17 protein-coding genes are annotated in these 18,344 nt (G+C 44.1%); 7 read left to right on the forward strand and 10 right to left on the reverse strand.

The features are described from left to right. Positions 1–126: 126 nt before the first annotated feature. Complete coding sequence (locus J8Z23_RS17405) at positions 127–2,583, reverse strand: ABC transporter permease (RefSeq protein WP_301578139.1); 2,457 nt, start codon at positions 2,581–2,583, stop codon at positions 127–129. Next, complete coding sequence (locus J8Z23_RS17410) at positions 2,583–3,275, reverse strand: ABC transporter ATP-binding protein (protein WP_005395482.1); 693 nt, start codon at positions 3,273–3,275, stop codon at positions 2,583–2,585. The genes J8Z23_RS17405 and J8Z23_RS17410 overlap by 1 nt, the downstream gene beginning before the upstream one ends. On the opposite strand from J8Z23_RS17410, the gene tesA reads away from it, so the two are divergent. The 4 genes from tesA (at position 3,274) to J8Z23_RS17430 (ending at position 8,976) form a co-directional block, all read left to right on the forward strand. Further along, entirely contained in the window at positions 3,274–3,876 is a 603-nt protein-coding gene (tesA, locus tag J8Z23_RS17415; protein ID WP_005395483.1) for a multifunctional acyl-CoA thioesterase I/protease I/lysophospholipase L1, read from the forward strand. The two genes, J8Z23_RS17410 and tesA, sit on opposite strands and share 2 nt — an antisense overlap. Positions 3,877–3,958: 82 nt before the next feature. Next, positions 3,959–5,158 (forward strand): enoyl-ACP reductase FabV, encoded by a 1,200-nt coding sequence (fabV, locus tag J8Z23_RS17420; protein WP_012842298.1) that lies wholly within the window; start codon positions 3,959–3,961, stop codon positions 5,156–5,158. 180 nt (positions 5,159–5,338) lie between these two features. Beyond that, the gene (locus J8Z23_RS17425) at positions 5,339–7,249 is read left to right on the forward strand and encodes a bifunctional diguanylate cyclase/phosphodiesterase (RefSeq protein WP_053808423.1); all 1,911 of its coding nucleotides are present in this window, start codon (positions 5,339–5,341) and stop codon (positions 7,247–7,249) included. A 71-nt stretch (positions 7,250–7,320) separates the two neighbouring features. Then, positions 7,321–8,976 carry a P-loop domain-containing protein gene (locus J8Z23_RS17430; RefSeq protein ID WP_434635618.1) on the forward strand — a complete coding sequence of 552 codons (1,656 nt, stop codon included), beginning with the start codon at positions 7,321–7,323 and terminating at the stop codon, positions 8,974–8,976. 86 nt (positions 8,977–9,062) lie between these two features. Here the strand turns inward: J8Z23_RS17430 and J8Z23_RS17435 are convergent, their stop codons facing one another. Together J8Z23_RS17435 and J8Z23_RS17440 are read right to left on the reverse strand one after the other, a co-directional pair. Continuing rightward, the gene (locus J8Z23_RS17435) at positions 9,063–9,683 is read right to left on the reverse strand and encodes a DNA-J related domain-containing protein (RefSeq protein WP_012842300.1); all 621 of its coding nucleotides are present in this window, start codon (positions 9,681–9,683) and stop codon (positions 9,063–9,065) included. Between the two features lie 203 nt (positions 9,684–9,886). Next, entirely contained in the window at positions 9,887–10,726 is an 840-nt protein-coding gene (locus tag J8Z23_RS17440; protein WP_005376329.1) for an isopenicillin N synthase family dioxygenase, read from the reverse strand. Between the two features lie 242 nt (positions 10,727–10,968). Here J8Z23_RS17440 and J8Z23_RS17445 point away from each other — a divergent pair, with 242 nt between their 5' ends. Beyond that, on the forward strand, positions 10,969–11,565 hold the full coding sequence (locus J8Z23_RS17445) for a DUF2238 domain-containing protein (protein WP_005395495.1): 597 nt from the start codon (positions 10,969–10,971) through the stop codon (positions 11,563–11,565). Here the strand turns inward: J8Z23_RS17445 and cutA are convergent. The 5 genes from cutA to J8Z23_RS17470 form a co-directional block, all read right to left on the reverse strand. Next, complete coding sequence (gene cutA, locus J8Z23_RS17450; protein WP_253644493.1) at positions 11,527–11,859, reverse strand: divalent-cation tolerance protein CutA; 333 nt, start codon at positions 11,857–11,859, stop codon at positions 11,527–11,529. The two genes, J8Z23_RS17445 and cutA, sit on opposite strands and share 39 nt — an antisense overlap. 14 nt (positions 11,860–11,873) lie before the next feature. Beyond that, positions 11,874–12,083, reverse strand: a complete 210-nt coding sequence (locus J8Z23_RS17455; RefSeq protein WP_434635853.1) for a hypothetical protein — start codon at positions 12,081–12,083, stop codon at positions 11,874–11,876. A gap of 25 nt (positions 12,084–12,108) precedes the next feature. Continuing rightward, the gene (locus J8Z23_RS17460; RefSeq protein ID WP_256898635.1) at positions 12,109–13,818 is read right to left on the reverse strand and encodes an SgrR family transcriptional regulator; all 1,710 of its coding nucleotides are present in this window, start codon (positions 13,816–13,818) and stop codon (positions 12,109–12,111) included. Between the two features lie 79 nt (positions 13,819–13,897). Next, positions 13,898–14,131, reverse strand: a complete 234-nt coding sequence (locus J8Z23_RS17465; RefSeq protein ID WP_054867596.1) for a DUF3389 domain-containing protein — start codon at positions 14,129–14,131, stop codon at positions 13,898–13,900. Positions 14,132–14,137: 6 nt separating this feature from the next. Beyond that, positions 14,138–14,572 (reverse strand): hotdog fold thioesterase, encoded by a 435-nt coding sequence (locus tag J8Z23_RS17470; RefSeq protein ID WP_012842307.1) that lies wholly within the window; start codon positions 14,570–14,572, stop codon positions 14,138–14,140. 203 nt (positions 14,573–14,775) lie between these two features. Between J8Z23_RS17470 and J8Z23_RS17475 the strand changes: the two genes are divergently transcribed. Next, positions 14,776–15,564, forward strand: coding sequence for a M48 family metallopeptidase (locus J8Z23_RS17475; protein WP_237285079.1), 789 nt, complete (start codon positions 14,776–14,778; stop codon positions 15,562–15,564). Between the two features lie 74 nt (positions 15,565–15,638). On the opposite strand, the gene J8Z23_RS17480 is transcribed toward J8Z23_RS17475, so the two are convergent. Continuing rightward, on the reverse strand, positions 15,639–16,667 hold the full coding sequence (locus tag J8Z23_RS17480; RefSeq protein WP_047010406.1) for a site-2 protease family protein: 1,029 nt from the start codon (positions 16,665–16,667) through the stop codon (positions 15,639–15,641). A 423-nt stretch (positions 16,668–17,090) separates the two neighbouring features. Between J8Z23_RS17480 and J8Z23_RS17485 the strand changes: the two genes are divergently transcribed. Continuing rightward, complete coding sequence (locus tag J8Z23_RS17485) at positions 17,091–18,335, forward strand: outer membrane protein transport protein (RefSeq protein WP_005395507.1); 1,245 nt, start codon at positions 17,091–17,093, stop codon at positions 18,333–18,335. Positions 18,336–18,344 lie beyond the last annotated feature (9 nt).

Below are 18,344 nucleotides of genomic sequence, written 5' to 3' on the forward strand. Positions count from 1 at the left end.
GCAAAGCCTGCAGAAACACCCCACTTTTTACCCCATTTAGTTATCCCAAAAGTTATCCACTGTTTTTGTGGATAACTAAAATAAAAGTGTCATGGAGTGTTCCACATTTAATAACATTTGCAGTGATTAAGTGTTTACTGGCGTTAACAATCTTTTCAACAAACTCATTACGACAAGTGCCAACGTAACAAATGTTGCCAGTGGTAAAGCTATCCACAATTCGGGGTGAATTTGTGCGTTCAGATCGAAGCCATATGTCATTACCGCGGCCACACAAACTTCCGCAGCGAATACCGCAACACCGCTAGCTATCAACGCCATAATGCCGTATTCGGCCCACAGAGTCGTATTGATCCGTTTTTTACTTGAGCCTAATGTGCGATACAAACGGATCTCCTGCTGACGTTGGGATAAGCTTAATCTCAATAGCGTAAAGATAAGTAGCAACCCCGCAACCACGCCTAAAAGAGCAAGAATAGTGATTGCCGATACGATTTGTTGAATCAAGTCCTGGATTTTTTCGCCCATGGTACGAATATCTAAAACAGATACCGTTGGGTGAGATCGAGACATAGACGTTAATAGTGCTTCGTTCCCTTCATCAATTCTATAACTGATGAGGTAAGAACCCGGTAGATTAGCCATAACGTCGGATGAGAAAATAAAGTAAAAGTTAGGCTTCATATCACGCCATTCAACATAACGAATGGTATCTACTACCGCATCGTAGTTCTGGCTATTAATAACAAAGCGCAGTTTGTCACCAAGTTCGATGCCCAAGTCATTTGCTACATCGGCTTCTACGGAGACACTCCCCTTATTTGTCCATTCACCCGCAAGCACATCATTATACTCTGGCAGTCTGTCTCCCCACGTAAGGTTCAATTCACGACGTATTGCGTCAGAGCCTTCTCCTTCATATTCAATCTCTTTGACGTTTTGACCATTAATCTCTGTCAATCGACCACGAATAATTGGATAAGCTTGTGACCGTGTAACCCCATTTTTATCTAAGGTTTCTAGGTAGCTATCGAGTTCGTAATCACCAATATTTAATGCGAAGACATTTGGCGCGTCTGCAGGTAAGGTTTTCTCCCAATCCGCGAGAATATCGCTGCGCACAAGCCAGATAATAGATAGCAGCATCAAAGACAACGCCAAAGCACCAAACTGCAGGCCACTGGTTACTGGCGTGCGGTTGATACGACTCAACGCAAGCTTCATGGCAGGTTGTGTTGAAATACGCGCAAACAATTTTGTGAGTGCGACGCTCACTGCAGCAAGCACTACAAAAAGTACTGCAATACCAATAAGAACAATCCAAACTAAGGTATTATCAGCATAAAGCAAAAGTAATGGGACGACGGGAACTAGAACAAGCAACATTCGCTTCCAAGAACGTTGAGCTTTGCCCTGCTGTAGCACTTCTAAGGCTGGAGTTTTAATCAAACCTAGCAATGGTATGCCAAGGGCAGGAACGGTGATCAGGACTGCTGAGATAAACGACACTAGATAAGGAGTGACGCCGTAACTAGGTAGTGGCTCTGGTAATAAGTCTTTGAGTGGAATGCGCAATAAGTACTCCAGCCCACTCCCCAACAATAACCCAACGACACTGGCGCTAATGAGCAGGATTGTGACTTGAATAAACAGCCATTTTTCAATCCATCGTCGACTTGCGCCAAGGCTTTTTAGCATCGCAATGGTTTGTGTTCGACTATTCACATAGTTTTGGCAAGTAAGAACCAATGTTGTCGCCGCCATAATGATGACAATCGCTACGGTCAACGACAGATACTGCGTCGTACGTTCAAAAACCTCATTGCTACGACTGGCAGTATCTTGCGTGCGCCAGCGATCACTAGGAGAAAGAACAGTATCTTCTTGCAGGCCTTTTAGCGTTTTATCATCGGCTTGTAAAAACAGACGGTATTGAACTCGACTCCCGACTTGAATCGCTCCCGTTTTCTCAACGTCTTTTTGATGAATGTATGCAGAAGGCATTTGCTGAAATGGGTTAAAGCTTAATCCAGGTTCCATCAGCACTGCACCTGAAACCGTAAAATCGGCATCGCCTATAGTGACGCTGTCACCCGACTTGACGTCTAGTTGAGCCATAATCCGCTCATCAAGCCAGAGTTGGTTCTCTTTAACGCGACCGGATGGGTTGTTGTTTAGTACCAGTTCTCCCATTAAAGGGTAATTGTCGTCCACTGCCCTTACGGAAATCAACTGCATACCATTGTCGCTAAATGCCATCGTGGCAAATCGTGTCATCGTCGAACGTTCTAGGTTTTCAGTCGAGGATAACAACGTGTCAGGTATAGGATTAGCAGACACAAACACCGCATCCGCTGTCAATGCATCCTTCCCCTGTTTGACGATCACCTGCTCCATTCGCTCCGCTAATGCAGAAAGCGCAAAGATGCTCGCAATCACAAGAATAAGAGCAACGCTAATAGGCCAAAGGTTCCCCTGTCTTATTTCGCCGAAACTCCAACGTATTAGGCTTTTGTTTGACGAGTGTTTTATTGCACTGCTTCTTTCTGTCGATGTTGCTTCGCTTGATGATACTGCAGACATTACACCTCCTCCTTAAGCTCACCCGCCTCCATACGATAAATACGGTCACATCGACTTGCTAGATGACCATCGTGTGTAACTAATATCAGCGTTGTTCCATGCTGCTCATTAAGATCGAATAGCAGCTCAATCACTTTGTCTGCGGTTTGATGGTCAAGATTGCCGGTAGGCTCGTCTGCGAATAACAATTCAGGCTGTGTCATAAAGGCACGTGCTAGCGCGACACGTTGTTGTTCACCACCAGATAATTGACTTGGAAGATGATCGACACGTTTTTCCAATCCAACAGCGGTTAATAATTCCGCTGCTCTTGCTTCATCTTCGGCTTCACCACGTAAAAGACAAGGAAGCGTGACATTGCGTAATGCACTCAAGCTCGGGATTAATAAGAAACTTTGGAAAACAAAACCCAGAGAGTCAGCGCGAATTTTTGCGCGAGCTTCATCGTCAAGTTTTGATAACTCATGACCTAACAAGGTAATTTCACCTGATGTTGGTGTATCAAGGCCAGCTAACAACGTCATCAACGTTGACTTACCCGCACCGGAAGTACCGACGATGGCGATTTTTTCTCCTTTCCTGATGTCAACATTTACATCTTTGAGGATTGTTAATTGCTCTTGATTAGTAGAGACTTGTTTAGAAACCAAATTGGCTTGAACAATAGGTGCATTAAGTACAGGTGTTTGCATGATTCGTATACTTTCCTTAGTTCTATTTTTTTGTTTTTCCGCTACTGCACATGCGAGCGAAAAGCTACTTGTCTTAGGTGATAGCCTGAGCGCGGGCTATCAGATGCCGATCGAAAAGAGTTGGCCTAGCTTACTCCCTGATGCCTTGTCAGAACATGGTCAAGATGTAACAGTTATTAATGCCAGCATTTCTGGCGATACCACAGGCAACGGCTTAGCTCGATTACCACAGCTGCTAACCCAGCACAGCCCTGATATGGTGCTCATTGAGTTAGGTGCCAACGATGGCCTAAGAGGTTTCCCTCCTAAACTTATTACGTCGAATCTCTCAAAAATGATTACCATGATAAAAGATTCAGGTGCGGACGTTGTCATGATGCAAATTCGAGTGCCACCTAATTATGGTAAGCGCTATAGCGATATGTTTTACGATATCTACCCTAAGCTTGCACAACATCAACAAGTTACCCTGATGCCATTCTTCTTGGAGCATGTGGTCATCAAACCCGAGTGGATGATGGATGATGGCCTTCACCCAAAGCCTGATGCACAGCCTTGGATTGCTGACTTTGTTGCTCAAGAATTAATTAAACATCTCTAATTTTAATGGTCTAGCTCAATAAGTTTTACTTAACTTTACGTTAATCTATTTTCAATTCCACTCATCGAGGATAGATAACAACATGCGAATAGATCCTTTAATTCAAGGTGTTGTTGCTCGCTCTGCTCACCCATACGGGTGTCATGCATCCATTAAAGAGCAAATTGAATACGTAAAACACGCCCCGCAGATCAAAAGCGGTCCAAAACGGGTTTTGATTATTGGTGCTTCCTCTGGTTTCGGGTTAGCGGCTCGTATTGCCCTCACCTTCGGAGGTGCTAAAGCTGATACCATTGGTGTCTCCTTTGAGCGCGGGCCTTCAGATAAAGGCGTTGGAAGTGCGGGTTGGTATAACAACATCTTTTTTAAACAAGAAGCAAATCACGCGGGGCGTACCGCCATCAATATTGTTGGTGACGCATTCTCTGACTCTGTCCGCAATCAAGTGATTGAAGCCATTGAAACGTACTTTGAAGGTGAAGTTGATTTAGTCATCTATAGCTTAGCGACGGGTGTTCGACCTAAACCAGAATCTGATGAGTTTTGGCGTAGCGTCATTAAGCCTATTGGTGAGCCTGTCACTGGCGCTTCAATTATGCTGGAAAACGATCAGTGGGTAGAAACCACTTTAACTCCCGCAACAGAGGAAGAGGCCGAAGCCACTATCAAAGTGATGGGCGGTGAAGACTGGGAAAGCTGGATTGATACACTGATTAATAACGACTCGATTGCACAAGGCTGCAAAACCATCGCGTTTTCTTACATGGGACCAGACGTTACGCACCCTATCTATCTCGATGGTACGTTAGGTCGAGCGAAAATCGATTTACACCAAACAAGTCACTCGTTGAATCTAAAACTTGCCAACTTTGACGGCGGTGCTTACGCAACAGTGTGTAAGGCGTTGGTGACGAAAGCCAGTGTGTTCATTCCTGCGCTAAGTCCCTACCTTTTAGCACTGTATCGAGTGATGAAGGAAAAAGGTACTCACGAACGTTGTATTGAACAAATGCAGCGACTGTTTACCACTAAATTGTACGATCAAGATAAAGTGCCTGTTGACGGCGAACGCTTAATCCGAATAGACGACTTAGAGCTTGACCCGCAAGTACAACAAGAAGTCCATGCTCTTTTAGAGCAAATGAACGCGAATAACTTTAAAGAGATTGGTGATTACCAAGGCTTTAAAGATGAGTTTATGAAGCTAAATGGCTTTAACTTTGAAGACGTCGACTATTCGCAAGACATTTCTATTGAGTCGCTAAAATCGCTTAAACCTTAATGCTTGTTATCTGTTTCAAGTATGAGATATGTGATAACTATTCCTAGTCCTGAACACTTTTCAGGACTTTTTTTTGTTTCAAGCCCCAGCCACCCTATACTTAATTAAAAACCGAGAACAAGATAGAGCAGTCTACATTTTAAATTCACAGGAAGTGAAACCACGTAAAGGATGACCTATATGGGGAGATTGCAAACATTAGATTATGAAATCCCTGAGTCTATGCAAAAAAGTTGGCAGGAAATCGTCAACTTACTGGCTCAAATAACACATGTACCCACCACATTAATCATGCGTATCCATCCAGATCGTATTGAAGTCAACACATCCAGTGAAACTCAAGGTAACCCCTATCGTACCGGCGATGCTGAACTGCTCGGCAACGGTTTATATTGTGAGCATGTCATTGAGCATAAGAGCGAACTCATGGTTCCTAATGCGCTCGAGGATGAAGAATGGTGCAATAACCCTGACATCAAACTAGGCATGATATCTTATTGCGGTTTACCGTTATTCTGGCCAAACGGAGAGACGTTTGGAACCATCTGCATGCTTGATTCCAAGAAGAATGAATACAGCGACACTTACCGCCAATTGCTCGGAACTTTCAAAGACTCAATCGAAGCGCAGCTCTCCGTCGTGTATCAGCAACACAAACTCCAGCGTCTTAATAATGAACTCAAAAATCGAGTTGAGAACCGTACTACGGACTTAGCGCAGTTGAGTTACTCCCTAACAAAAGAGATTGATCGTCGTAAGGCCGCAGAAAAACAAGTGAGCTACCAAAAAACACACGATCAGGGAACCGGATTCTTAAACCGCGCAGCACTGGAAAGTGTTGTCGGAGAAACGCTCGGAACGTTGGATCATAGTCAGCAATCACTGCTCGTGATAAACATTGGCTTTAGTAATGCTCGCAGTATCCAAACCCGTTATGGCTTTGAGGCCTTTGACGAGATATTAAAAGAATTTCGGTATCGCCTTGGTAAACGAGAATCGAGTTATTTTGTTACCGGGAGGCCGAGCTCGAATGACCTTGTATTACTCATTTGGGGCAACGATATTGATATGAAATTGCGTAAGCTACTGGATGATATCACCAATATTGGCTTGGGAAGCTTTTATATAAAAGACACAGAGGTTCACCTCAACTCTTATATTGGTGTTGTACAAGCCCACCAAACCAGCAATGCCAAACAACTTCTTCAAAATGCATGCTATGCCATGCTGCTGTGTAAAGAGTCTGGCGAAGCGTATAGTTATTTTTGTGAAAGTCATTCGAATGAGCTAAACAACCACAATCAATTAGAAAGCTACTTATTGCAAGCGGTAAGAAATGACGACCTGATGCTGTACTTTCAGCCCAAAGTTCATCCCCATACCCACAAATGGATTGGCGCAGAAGCATTGCTGCGCTGGAGACACCCAATACTGGGAGACGTCTCTAACGAAGCATTAATACATATGGCTGAACAAAACGGACTTATTTTTGAAGTTGGCTCTTTTGTTCTTCGTACCGCGATAGACAAAGCTAAACAGTGGTCGGAGTTAATTGATAATTTCAAAATTGCCGTTAACGTCTCTCCAATTCAATTACAAAACGTGAACTTTGCGGAGCAAGTGCAACACCTACTCGAATCCTTCCATTTACCAGCACATTTTCTCGAACTCGAGGTGACCGAGAGCGCTTTAATTGCCGATGAAATAGTAGCACGCACAACGCTAAACAAATTGCATGAACTAGGTGTGACATTGTCACTTGATGACTTTGGTACAGGGTACGCCTCTTTCAGCTATTTGAAGAAATACCCATTTGATGCCATAAAGATTGATAAGAGCTTTGTCCAGCAAATGGAAAAGTCGGACGATGATCGTGCGATCATTTGCTCTATCATACACATAGCTAAAAAACTGGACCTCCAAGTGGTTATTGAGGGCATTGAATCACCCCAACAAGAGCAGTTTCTTATTGGTGAGGGTTGTGATATTGGGCAAGGCTTTCTCTATGGTAAACCGATGCCTTGTAATGAATTTGAGCAAAGTTTGTTTAATCAGCGTCTTTCAGGCGGACAATACGCCTACTCTTCCTAAGCATTCTCTTTACTAAGGTGGCGGTGGTTTCTATAATCGCCGCCCGCTTCTATTAAAAGGCCAATATCTTCATGGATCAGTTGACTGCCACGCTTAAGAAAATTGAAAAGCAGAACTACCGCGCTTATCAGCAAATCAAAGGTCAATACGACTTCACTGATTTCACTTTGTTCGTCGATCACGTACAAGGAGATCCGTATGCTTCCGCGTCACGTTTTCGTGCAACTCGCGCCTGGTCCTTGACTGGTCTGGAATGGTTAAAAGACGAGTCCCCTGCTTTTCAACGAGCAGCACGTGACTTTATTGCGCGCAGTTTTGAGCAGTTTGCTAAACAAGAAAACTCCGTATCCATTTCATTGAATGGCCAAACTGTGTTGGATAGCACCGCAGTATTGTTTACCGAGGAAGGTATTGAACTGCGTTTTCGAGTTAACTTGCCTGCTGAAGGTCGTTCAGTGTTGGGGAAAAAAGCCAACAACATACTGACTTTCCATTTGCCTAAGTTTATCCGTCGAGCTACCTTAGAACGTGAACTCGACAAAGCAGCATTGATTGAGCATTGCCAAGTTGTTGAAGACCAAGATGCCCTGCGTGCACAGTTGGAAGCCAATAACCTAGTTGCGTTTGTCGCAAATGGCAGCATTCTCCCTCGAATTGCTGGCAACTGTGATCTCCCAATGAAAGAGGCGGTTGAGTTCAAGGCCCCTGAATCGCTGCAAGTGACTTTACATGCACCAAACAAAGGCCATGTCACGGGATTAGGGATTCCAAAGGGCATTACGCTAATCGTTGGTGGCGGTTTCCACGGTAAATCTACCTTACTGAATGCGATTGAGCGTTCGATTTACGACCATATTCCAGGAGATGGTCGTGAATACATCGTAGCTGATGACAAGGCAATGAAGATCCGCGCCGAAGATGGTCGATGCGTGCATCATTTGAACCTGTCGAATTACATCAACCATTTGCCAATGGGTAAAGATACAGCGGACTTTTCGACTCAAGATGCATCAGGCTCAACATCACAAGCCGCTTGGCTTCAAGAGTCTATTGAAGCGGGTGCGAGCACGTTATTGATTGATGAAGACACCTCTGCGACGAACTTCATGATTCGAGATGAGCGTATGCAGGCATTGGTGGCAAAAGGTGATGAACCAATTACCCCTCTTGTCGATCGCATTGGTCAATTGCGAGATGATCTCGATATCTCTACCATTATCGTTATGGGTGGTTCAGGCGACTACTTAGACGTTGCCGACACAGTCATTCAGATGCACGACTACCAAGCGGTTGATGTGACAGAAAAAGCGAAAGAAGTGATCGCTCAGCACCCTACTCAACGTCATAACGAATCGGAAGAACGTTTACAAACCTTCCCGCCTCGCGCCCTGAATCGCGTTGCTTTGATGAATATTCTCACTGACGGTAAATTTCGTGTGAATGCGAAAGGCAAAGAGTCACTTCGATTTGGCAAAGAGTTTACTGACCTTAGCGCTTTGGAACAGATTGAGTCCGCTGATGAAGTCAACACGATTGGCTGGTTGTGGTTCCAAATCGCTCAGCTTCCAGGCTGGTGTAATCATCCAGCGAAGGAAATTGAAGAAATGCTGTCTGGTGAGTGGCATGCATCGCTTCCTAAGCAAGGGGACTTAGCCAAACCACGCACACTAGACGTAATGGCTGCGCTTAACCGCATGAGAAAATCTCAGTTTAAGCCATCATGCTAGTTTTGATACGCTGATTGAGACAATCCAATGAAAAAAGGCAGCTAATAGTTAGCTGCCTTCCTTCCTTTATCTTTATTCATACCGAATCATTCGTTTCTCAGTACATTCCACGCTTCACAAAGAATTCTAAACCTTTCTGCATCACCATTCTCTCTATCTGGGTGCCAACGAAGCGCGAGCTTTCGCCACTGCTTTCTAATTTCTGCTGGTGTTGCATCAGGGTTAAGCTCAAACAGTGAGAGTGCTTTTGTTTTATCCACACTGACTGTAGACGAACCACCAATGAATTTTTGATAAGTGGTCCAAAATTCATTCAACAATCGACGCACTTCATCTTCGTCCGCTTCGTAGTTGCGCCAATCCAGATAATATTCACGCAAAGGATCGTTAATATCAACGATATGCCTCGAAGCTTCTAACGAAGACATCAGCTGGATATTCATCGCTTCAACTTGAAGCCAGGCATCTGGGTAAAGCGTTTCTTGCAGTTGGTATAGCGCGTTCATGATTAAGAAATTTCGTTTGAATAAATCCTTATCAGGAGAATCATCCAATTTCGAAATGTAGCCCTGTTCACTCAACTTGCTTGCTAAGGTGTGAACTTTCCAATCGGAAGGCTGCTTTCTAAGAATTTCTAGCATTGGCCAAAGCAACGGGTTTTCTATTGCGTGAGTCTCAATACTACTGACCGTGCGTTGTCCTTCCATTCATCCTCTCTGTTTTTAATATTGAAGCATCACACTAATCTCAGAGAAAGCTGCTCATCTGTACTGGTAAAAATGCTTGCTGACGCATATTTCAGGCCTAATTTCTGTGGCACCGAATGAAGCGTGGGTATCATTTTGTACCATAAACAACAAAAGGCCGATAGTCATCAACCATCGGCCTTTGTAAGGAGATCACGTAAAGGTTAAATAACCCCTAGTTCACGTAAACGTTCCATAAGGTAGCTATGTGCGGTGTAGCGCTCAGACAAAACCACTTCTGGCTTTGGATGCAAGAACAACGGCAATGAAATACGCGACTTTTCTTGACGGCCACCCGTTGGGTTGATTACACGGTGAGTCGTTGAAGGAAAGTAACCGCCTGACGCTTCTTGAAGCATATCACCAATGTTGATAATTAAGTTACCAAAGTCACAGGGTACATCAATCCAATCACCTTCTTTGCTCTTTACTTGCAGTCCAGGCTCATTAGCGGCTGGCAGAACCGTTAGCAGGTTAATGTCTTCATGCGCGGCAGCACGTATAGCGCCTGGCTCCTCTTCCCCTGTCATTGGCGGGTAGTGAAGAACGCGTAGTAATGTTTTGTCGCTGTTATTGATCATTTCTGACAACGCGATAGAAAACTTCTCTTGAACGTCTTTAGGTGCGTACGCTTCAACCCAGCCTAATAGCTCCTGAGCAAATGCATTCGCCCGCTCATAGTACTCTAAGATTTCAGCTTTAAGTTGCTCTGGGATCTGACCCCAAGGGTAAACATGAAAGTACTCTTTGATGTCTTTCACTTTGTGCCCTTTCGCTACTTCAGACACAGAAGGTGGAAAGTAGCCATCTTGGGTGTCTACGTTAAAGTGAAAATCATTCTTTTGATCTGAACAGAAAAACTCATGCCAGTTTTTGTAAATTGACTCTACAAGCTCTTGTGGAATCGGGTGGTTTTTCAACACACCGAACCCTGTTTCGCGCAGAGAGGTAACGAACTGTTGAGCAGCATCGTCAGCAAGATAATCGACAGTTTCCAGTTTCATGGCTTTACTTCTTTTTTATTAGACTGAATCACGGATTCTATGGATGGCCATGTTGTAAATCAAACTTTAATGAAAGGTGCACGCGCAAACGTTTTAATGTTGAGCAGTTTGGCAATAAATCAACATTTTCAGTGATCAAAAACACCATCAAAATAACAATTGCACACCGTTCAATTAAGTGTAATCATTACCCAAGTCTATGGAGTCCCACTGTAAGATAAATTGAAGGATCAAGTAACTCTATGAAAAGTACCTCGACACTCTTAGGATTGACGATTTTTTATGCCATCGTGTTTTTATTTTCTGCGTTAGAACCTAACTCACGTGCCGTTTGGTTTGCGGAGATTATCCCAGCAATTGGTATTCTTGTTGCTATTTGGGCAATCTCGATTCGCTATCAATTCAGTAATACGGCTTACTTTTTAATGTTCATCTGGCTCTGTTTGCACACTATCGGAGCGAAATATACGTTTTCCGAAGTACCATTTGACTGGTTTAACGACATGATTGGTTCAGATAGAAACAACTTTGATCGCGTTGCGCACTTTTCGATTGGCCTTTATGCGTATCCGATAGCTGAATACTTGATACACAAGAACAAGTTCAACAAAACGTTCTCTTGCTGGTTTGCTTTGTTTGCGATCATGTCGCTTGCAGCAGGCTATGAGATTATCGAATGGTGGTATGCAGAATTGGCTGGCGGCGATGAAGGAATCGCCTTTCTGGGCTCGCAAGGTGACATATGGGACGCCCAGAAAGATATGTTGTGCGACACCGTTGGTGCAGCGTTGTCGCTGTTTTTAATGTCGGCTCAGCGTCGATTCTCTCAGCCACTCTAAATAAGGGTTAAACCCATCAACAATTGGAACCTGTACGATCTGTGCTACTTCATATTCGTGCAGGTTTTCTATTTTCTCTTCCACCAATTCATAGAGCTCTCGGCGAGTTTTGATTACCAGCAACCATTCGTTGTCAGTACAAATCTCCCCTTTCCACACATAGTGACTTTCAATAGGCATCGTTTGAATACACGCGGCTAATTGGGCATCTAGCAAACCTTTAATGATCTGATCTCGATTTTTTTCGTTGCAGGTTGTGCTTAACACCATGCAGTAGTCATGTTTTATACTCATTTTCTAGCCCTTCATTATTTCATTGTCACTTTGCCGCCAATCATTTTGTAAGCGGGCGTTCCTCTCACTAGGGTATCTCTTGCAAACTCTTGCCCGCAACTGGGACAGATGCATGGGGTTTGTGTGAAATCGTCAACAATGCGCTCTTTGAAGCATTTGACCAGTGCGCCTTTTCCGCCTTTACGGTACTTGAATAGTTGAGTTTTACACTTTGAGCAATAGATATCGACAGTTTTCGTCGGCTATTTCTTATTCGGTTTCGCCATGATTATTTTCTATATCAGGTTTTACCCATACGTTATTAAAGTCAAACCAACCTAAGGCATTACACTTTGCATTTTGTAAGGCACCGCTGTGGTCTTTATTGACACCCAACCAGCAGTGAAACATCGGAATCACCTGACAACTTTTTACCAACTGACGTCCTAACTCACGTGCAGGGAAGTCTGGATAAACACCAGCACGCCACTGATCAACGAGCTTAGCCCATTCGCTAAAATCGTAACCAGAACTGAATTTCTCAATATCACTGTAATCCAGAAGCCAGCCCGCTAACGCGTCATTTCGGTTCGTTGCAATGCCCATGGCTTTCACCCAAATATCCACTTCCTCCGGTGCGGGCGGTTGAGAGTCATAACGAATAAACTCGACCTCTATACCGTGCGGTTTTAAGAGTGTCTTGATGGCCTTGGCAACTACTGGAAACATCGGATGCTTTTTCTGATACGCCACGGAAATCACCTTATCAGCCTGCGGCACGGTTCCCGCCTCTGCTGGCCTAAGGTCAATCCAACCTGGCTTAAGGCCAAAGGCTTGCAATACTCCCAGTTCCATCACTTTATCCTGAGGAACATGAGCATAAATTTGGTGACTGTTGAGAGTTTGTGATAGGAATTCTGCCCAGCGAGGGTCTTTTGCAATCCCGGTGTTTTTGTTTAGTAATAGAAATGTACAGCCAGGATCAAGCTCGACCTCATCAGATGAACCTTGTTTATCCATCTTTGGCTTAGACAAGCTTGGATAGACCATTGAAGAGTACGCTTCATCAATTACCCACACCTCAACTTGGTCCAGCAAGGGACGAAAGCCAAAGTAGCCATCAAAAGCAGTCAAAATGAGACGCTTATCATCATTCATTTTAACTTGGAACGGCCCTGTCCCAATCGGTTGTCTATCGAAGTTTTCTGAACGCAAAGCGCTTGGTAGCAAAATTTTTGCTTGCGACTCACTCAGCGCCAAAGGCAGGTAGCGATCAGGACGGACGAGCTCAATATCAACGGTCCATTCCTGTGGTGAAGATACCTTTTTTATATGAGAAAACAGGTTCAGGCTACTTAGTGCAAGCACACTTTCAAGTACACAACTGGTTGATAAGGGTTCACCATTATGAAAACGCACCCCACGACGAAGATAAAAACGCCAGTGCGTATCAGAAATGGCTTCCCATGTGTGGGCTAAATCTGGCTGAAGTTGTTCATTTTCATCAAGGCGAGTTAGCCCGCTAAAAATTTGTCTGGCGATGTGTTGCTCAGAACGCCGCATCGGTTTCTGTGGGTTTAACATCGCCAATGGTCGGTAATATGGCAAACGTACCACCTGTTCGCCCTGCCGATGCTGAAGCCCTAAATAACCCTGAATAACCTGCGTTAATCGAGCCGCGTCGTTATCAAGCGCATCTAGAGCCTGGCCAATTTTCCCTTCGTCGAGATAACGTCTGGCGAGGTTTTCACTGACATCGCTACGGTTACGTTTGAAAACGAGTTTTGAGAGTTTTCCTCGACCCGCCGCTGGATGCCATTCAATCCAGCCCTCCTCTTCTAATTTATTGAGAACAATACGGGCATTGCGACGTGTACAAAACAGCGCTTCGGTAATGTCTTCTAGCTGAACGTCCGTATCGTGACCGGCGAATTTTTCAAACAGTGTTTCGAACTGAACACGTAAACGAGGGCTACTCATAAAGAGGAAATTCTTATCTTATTGTTGATAAGCTAAGTTTCCTCATTTTTATCAAAAAGTGCAAACGTCACGCAGTAAATTATTGAATATCGATGCCAATTTCTCGTGCAAGACCGACAAGTTGTTCCTCATTATCCAGCTTGATAGACCATTTACACTCTGCACCATGAGATAAAACAACGTTCGCTCCTCTACCCAGTAACTGGATAGAATCGGTTTGCGCTTGTAAGGTTACCATTGCACTGCCGGAGAGCTTAATCACGATTTCACGCTGGGTAGCAATGATTTTTCCTAATGAAAACTCAATCACCATCTTGCTTTATACCGACTTCGTTTTATGTTGCTTCACTGCGATAGTTAAGCGACTGGTACACACTAATCGGCCTCGTTCATCAGTTATGTCGATTTGCCACACTTGTGTTGAAACGCCAAGGTGTACGGGTTTTGCCGTACCAATCACATGACCACTTCGCATTGCACGTACATGGTTCGCGTTGATATCCAAACCGACACAGTAACTCCCCTCATCAACAGAGAAATTTGCAGCTAAAGAGCCTAATGTTTCTGCGAGTACAACAGAAGCGCCACCATGAAGCATTCCTAAAGGTTGATGAGTAAAACTACATACAGGCATGGTCGCTGTAAGGGAGTCATCCGTGAAATCTGTGTATTCAATTTGTAGATGCTCGATCAGGGTATTTTTTGATGTAGCATTCAGAATCTCTATGCTAACGGGCTTTTTCCATATACTCATTGTTTTACTCTTAATTTCACAAATTGGTTTGTCGGATTGTAACGATTTATTAGAGAGCTAGCATAGACTTTACTTAAGTCTAACTTCAAGATGTAACATCTTGGCCTCTTTGCCAGTTGATGAATAATTTGATCCATGCATCATGTTACTATTTGGGTATATACTATTGCTTCAAAACAAAAATAATTTAGATGGAGCCTATTATGAAGGTATGGATGAAAGCCTCTGCTCTTTTAACTATCGCGGGCTTAACGGCATGTAGCGCATCACCGACCGGCCGTAATCAGATCCTGATGTTTTCAGATCAAGAAATGTCATCGCTTGGCGCCAAATCTTTCGAACAAATGAAGAAAGATATCCCAATCAGCAAAGATCGCAAAACGAATGCCTACGTACAATGCGTTGCCAAACACATCACTGACACCATCCCTGCGCAAGCTGGATTTAAAGATTGGGAGGTGGTTGTTTTTGATAGTGAACAAGTCAATGCGTTTGCCCTACCTGGTGGGAAGATCGGCGTTTACACAGGGCTTTTAGGTGTCGCGAAAAACCAAGATCAGTTGGCAACAGTCATTGGTCACGAAGTGGCTCACGTCCTTGCTGACCACAGTAATGAACGCCTTTCACAAAGCCAGTTAGCAAATGCGGGATTGTCTCTGGCAAACGTTGCTATAGGAGCTTCCGAGTACAAACAGTATCAGCAAATGACGATGGCGGCACTTGGTGTCGGTGTCCAATACGGTGTTATTTTACCATACGGTCGTACACAGGAATCCGAGGCTGATATTGTCGGGCTTGAGTTTATGGCAAAAGCAGGCTTCGACCCACGTCAAAGTGTCGATTTATGGAAAAATATGAGTGCTGCATCCGGCGGTTCTCAACCGCCTGAATTCTTCTCAACTCACCCATCGCACAGTACGCGTATTAAAGATTTACAAGCAACCATAAATAAGTTGCCTGCGTATAACACGAAAGCGCCAAAATGTGGCTAAACTTCTGCTACCAGTGTCTATTTTTCGCAAAAAAAGCTCCCTAAGGAGCTTTTTTAATGGGTATAAGGAATAGTTTAAGTACCCAGTATCTGTAGTGGCAAGCTCAATAGGCTATCTCCAAGGGTAGCAAAATACCAAATGATAGCGACAAAACCACCGACAGAAACCAAGTACCAAGCAAGTGAGAAGAGTTGTCCGTAACGGGTTAACGGCAATAAATGACTATGATGTCGACCTCTCCATTCCATGACCACTTCTAGCATCCCCATTAACAATAAAAACCCTAGCAACGTCAGCCCGAAAGAATAGCTGATAAAAATACCCAACAAGGCTGCTGCTATACTGCCGACTAATCCAACCCAAGTGTTCATCGAGAAGGTGATGCTTTTGAGTACATGACCACCATCTAGTGGCAGAATAGGCAACAGATTAAACAGGTTTAGTAACGCGTTAAACACTGCTAGGCCAGCGAAGAGCACCTCTCCAGTCATCCAATAAAGCAAAGTAAACGCGATGCTAAGAACTAAACCAAAAAATGGTCCCATAATCGAGATAACCACATCTTGCCAGCGTGTGTTGATCTTTTCATCACTCAGCGCTAAACCGCCAAGAAATGGAATCAAATAGATGCCCTTGGTCTTCATTCCAAAGTACTTCATCGCTCTAATATGGCCATACTCATGGAAAACTAAACAGGCGATCAAAGCTAACGCGAACTCGATAGAAAATAGCCAAGAATATGCAGCAAGACTTGCAGATGCTAGCGCCACTTTGATTACTTTCGCACTCTTGAGTGCTTTCATTCCAAGCGATACTAGCCCTATCACACTTAAACGCTTTTCCGTTGGCGGCTCAACTTCTGGTACTTGGCGTTCGATGTCTTTTTCATTTCGGCAACCTTCGCTAATAAGTTCATCGTTAATTGTGACCTTGTAACTCAATTCAAACGGTTGCCATGTTAATGAACACTCCAAATGGCATACCAGGACTTCCTCCCCTGCAGAGAGTCTAAACTGGTGAAGGCAAGTGTCTGCAACATTATCACTGGCATCTATTTGGGACACCAAGGTGTTATCCCAATATAACTGCTGCCAACCAGCCATCGATCCTTCGAGCCTTAACGAACGACCTAAAAATTCAACATTCAGTAATTCCAACACGATTCCTATTGCGTCTATTGAATAACAACAAAGCGAGGCGCGAATTATGCCTGCTAAGTACAGAAACGGCAAAGCCCGCTATCTCTCGGTTTGAATGCCATTTAACCATAAAGCCCGTAAAACAATTCTGGTCGTACCATTCTCTTAAAAAATATAACGATAATACATGCCCTTACGAATCACCGTTTGACCTATGCATCATATTTAAAACGCAAAATACGCTCAAACTTTGACAAGTTATTAAACATACAATTAACATTACATTTACATCACAGTTGTATTTCACGTATTAACAACTGGTGTAAGTATCACACAACAATTACAAGGACTTCGGTCCAACACTATGACACCCTAGGAGGGTCAAGGATGAACAAGAAGCACTGCTCTCTGCTTACAATTTCGATATTGTTTGCGTGTAATGCCCATTCAGCGGGCTTCCAGGTAGCTGAGCATTCAGCATCTGGTCTTGGTCGAGCATTTTCAGGTGAAGGAGCGGTCGCAGACAATGCCAGCGTTCTTGCACGAAACCCAGCAGCGATGACGCTTTTCAAAGAAGCTCAATTCTCGGGCGCGTTATCTATCATCGATCCTGAAGTCGATGTGTATGACACGGTTAACAAAGAACATGCGAAAGATGTTGCCCCTTTACAAGTCGTGCCAGCGGGTTATTACATCAGCCCTATCAACGATAACTGGGCTTGGGGTATCGGTATGTTCACAACATACGGTGTTGCTACTGATTATCCAGATGATATTTCTGCGGGTGACATGGCGGGTGACACTTCCCTACTTTCAGTAAACATCAACCCTAATGTCGCTTACCGTATCAACGAGTCTTTCAGTGTCGGTGGCGGTATCAACCTAGTGTACGCGGAAGCGGAGCTGACTCGTCATAAAGGCGCACTAGCCGGTATTTTAGGTGGTAATAAGTCCGATAACCTTGTCGGCATGGAAGGCGAAACTTTTGCTTGGGGTTGGAATATTGGCGCTTTGTACGAGCTAAATGAAAACAACCGTTTTGGCTTTGGTTACCGTTCTAAAGTTGATCTAGATTTTGACGACGGTGAGTTTAGTAGTTACGACTCAGGCCGAGCTCCATCACCAAAAGTGGATGGCCGTTTAAAAATCTCTCTCCCTTCAATTATCGAATTATCGGCTTTCCATCAACTGAATGAACAATGGGCAGTACATTACGGCTGGCAACAGACCGATTGGAGCACATTTAAAGAACTGAAAGCGACGAGTCCTCAATGTAATGATGGAACTGCTGGTCAATGTTTCTACAAACCAGAGAAATACGAAGACAACAACCGTTATTCTATTGGTGCAACTTACACCCTCAATGCGGATTGGACATTCCGTGCAGGCTTTGCATACGACGAACAAGCAGGTGAAGCCACATTGAGCATCCCTGACAGTGACCGTTTTTGGTACAGCGCGGGCCTGACTTACGCAATGAATGAGAATTTAACTTTCGATGCAGGCTTTGCACTTGTTAAGAGTAAATCAGGCTCTTTCACCGAGACGAACGCTCAGGATGAAGAGATCAAGTTCGACTCTGAAGGTACTGCTTACATCAGCGCGGTACAGATGAACTACACCTTCAAATAATGGGATTAC

This window comes from Vibrio sp. SCSIO 43086, assembly GCF_051132235.1.
Classification (GTDB): domain Bacteria; phylum Pseudomonadota; class Gammaproteobacteria; order Enterobacterales; family Vibrionaceae; genus Vibrio; species Vibrio diabolicus.

Bases quoted from the DNA above. Each gene is read 5' to 3' on its own strand.
- J8Z23_RS17470 (WP_012842307.1), bottom strand. From the start codon at position 14,572: ATGAGTATATGGAAAAAGCCCGTTAGCATAGAGATTCTGAATGCTACA.
- fabV (WP_012842298.1), top strand. From the start codon at position 3,959: ATGCGAATAGATCCTTTAATTCAAGGTGTTGTTGCTCGCTCTGCTCAC.
- J8Z23_RS17480 (WP_047010406.1), bottom strand. From the start codon at position 16,667: ATGGCTGGTTGGCAGCAGTTATATTGGGATAACACCTTGGTGTCCCAA.
- tesA (WP_005395483.1), top strand. From the start codon at position 3,274: ATGATTCGTATACTTTCCTTAGTTCTATTTTTTTGTTTTTCCGCTACT.
- J8Z23_RS17465 (WP_054867596.1), bottom strand. From the start codon at position 14,131: ATGGTGATTGAGTTTTCATTAGGAAAAATCATTGCTACCCAGCGTGAA.
- J8Z23_RS17405 (WP_301578139.1), bottom strand. From the start codon at position 2,583: ATGTCTGCAGTATCATCAAGCGAAGCAACATCGACAGAAAGAAGCAGT.
- J8Z23_RS17410 (WP_005395482.1), bottom strand. From the start codon at position 3,275: ATGCAAACACCTGTACTTAATGCACCTATTGTTCAAGCCAATTTGGTT.
- J8Z23_RS17445 (WP_005395495.1), top strand. From the start codon at position 10,969: ATGAAAAGTACCTCGACACTCTTAGGATTGACGATTTTTTATGCCATC.
- cutA (WP_253644493.1), bottom strand. From the start codon at position 11,859: ATGAGTATAAAACATGACTACTGCATGGTGTTAAGCACAACCTGCAAC.
- J8Z23_RS17440 (WP_005376329.1), bottom strand. From the start codon at position 10,726: ATGAAACTGGAAACTGTCGATTATCTTGCTGACGATGCTGCTCAACAG.
- J8Z23_RS17475 (WP_237285079.1), top strand. From the start codon at position 14,776: ATGAAGGTATGGATGAAAGCCTCTGCTCTTTTAACTATCGCGGGCTTA.
- J8Z23_RS17425 (WP_053808423.1), top strand. From the start codon at position 5,339: ATGGGGAGATTGCAAACATTAGATTATGAAATCCCTGAGTCTATGCAA.
- J8Z23_RS17460 (WP_256898635.1), bottom strand. From the start codon at position 13,818: ATGAGTAGCCCTCGTTTACGTGTTCAGTTCGAAACACTGTTTGAAAAA.
- J8Z23_RS17485 (WP_005395507.1), top strand. From the start codon at position 17,091: ATGAACAAGAAGCACTGCTCTCTGCTTACAATTTCGATATTGTTTGCG.
- J8Z23_RS17435 (WP_012842300.1), bottom strand. From the start codon at position 9,683: ATGGAAGGACAACGCACGGTCAGTAGTATTGAGACTCACGCAATAGAA.
- J8Z23_RS17430 (WP_434635618.1), top strand. From the start codon at position 7,321: ATGGATCAGTTGACTGCCACGCTTAAGAAAATTGAAAAGCAGAACTAC.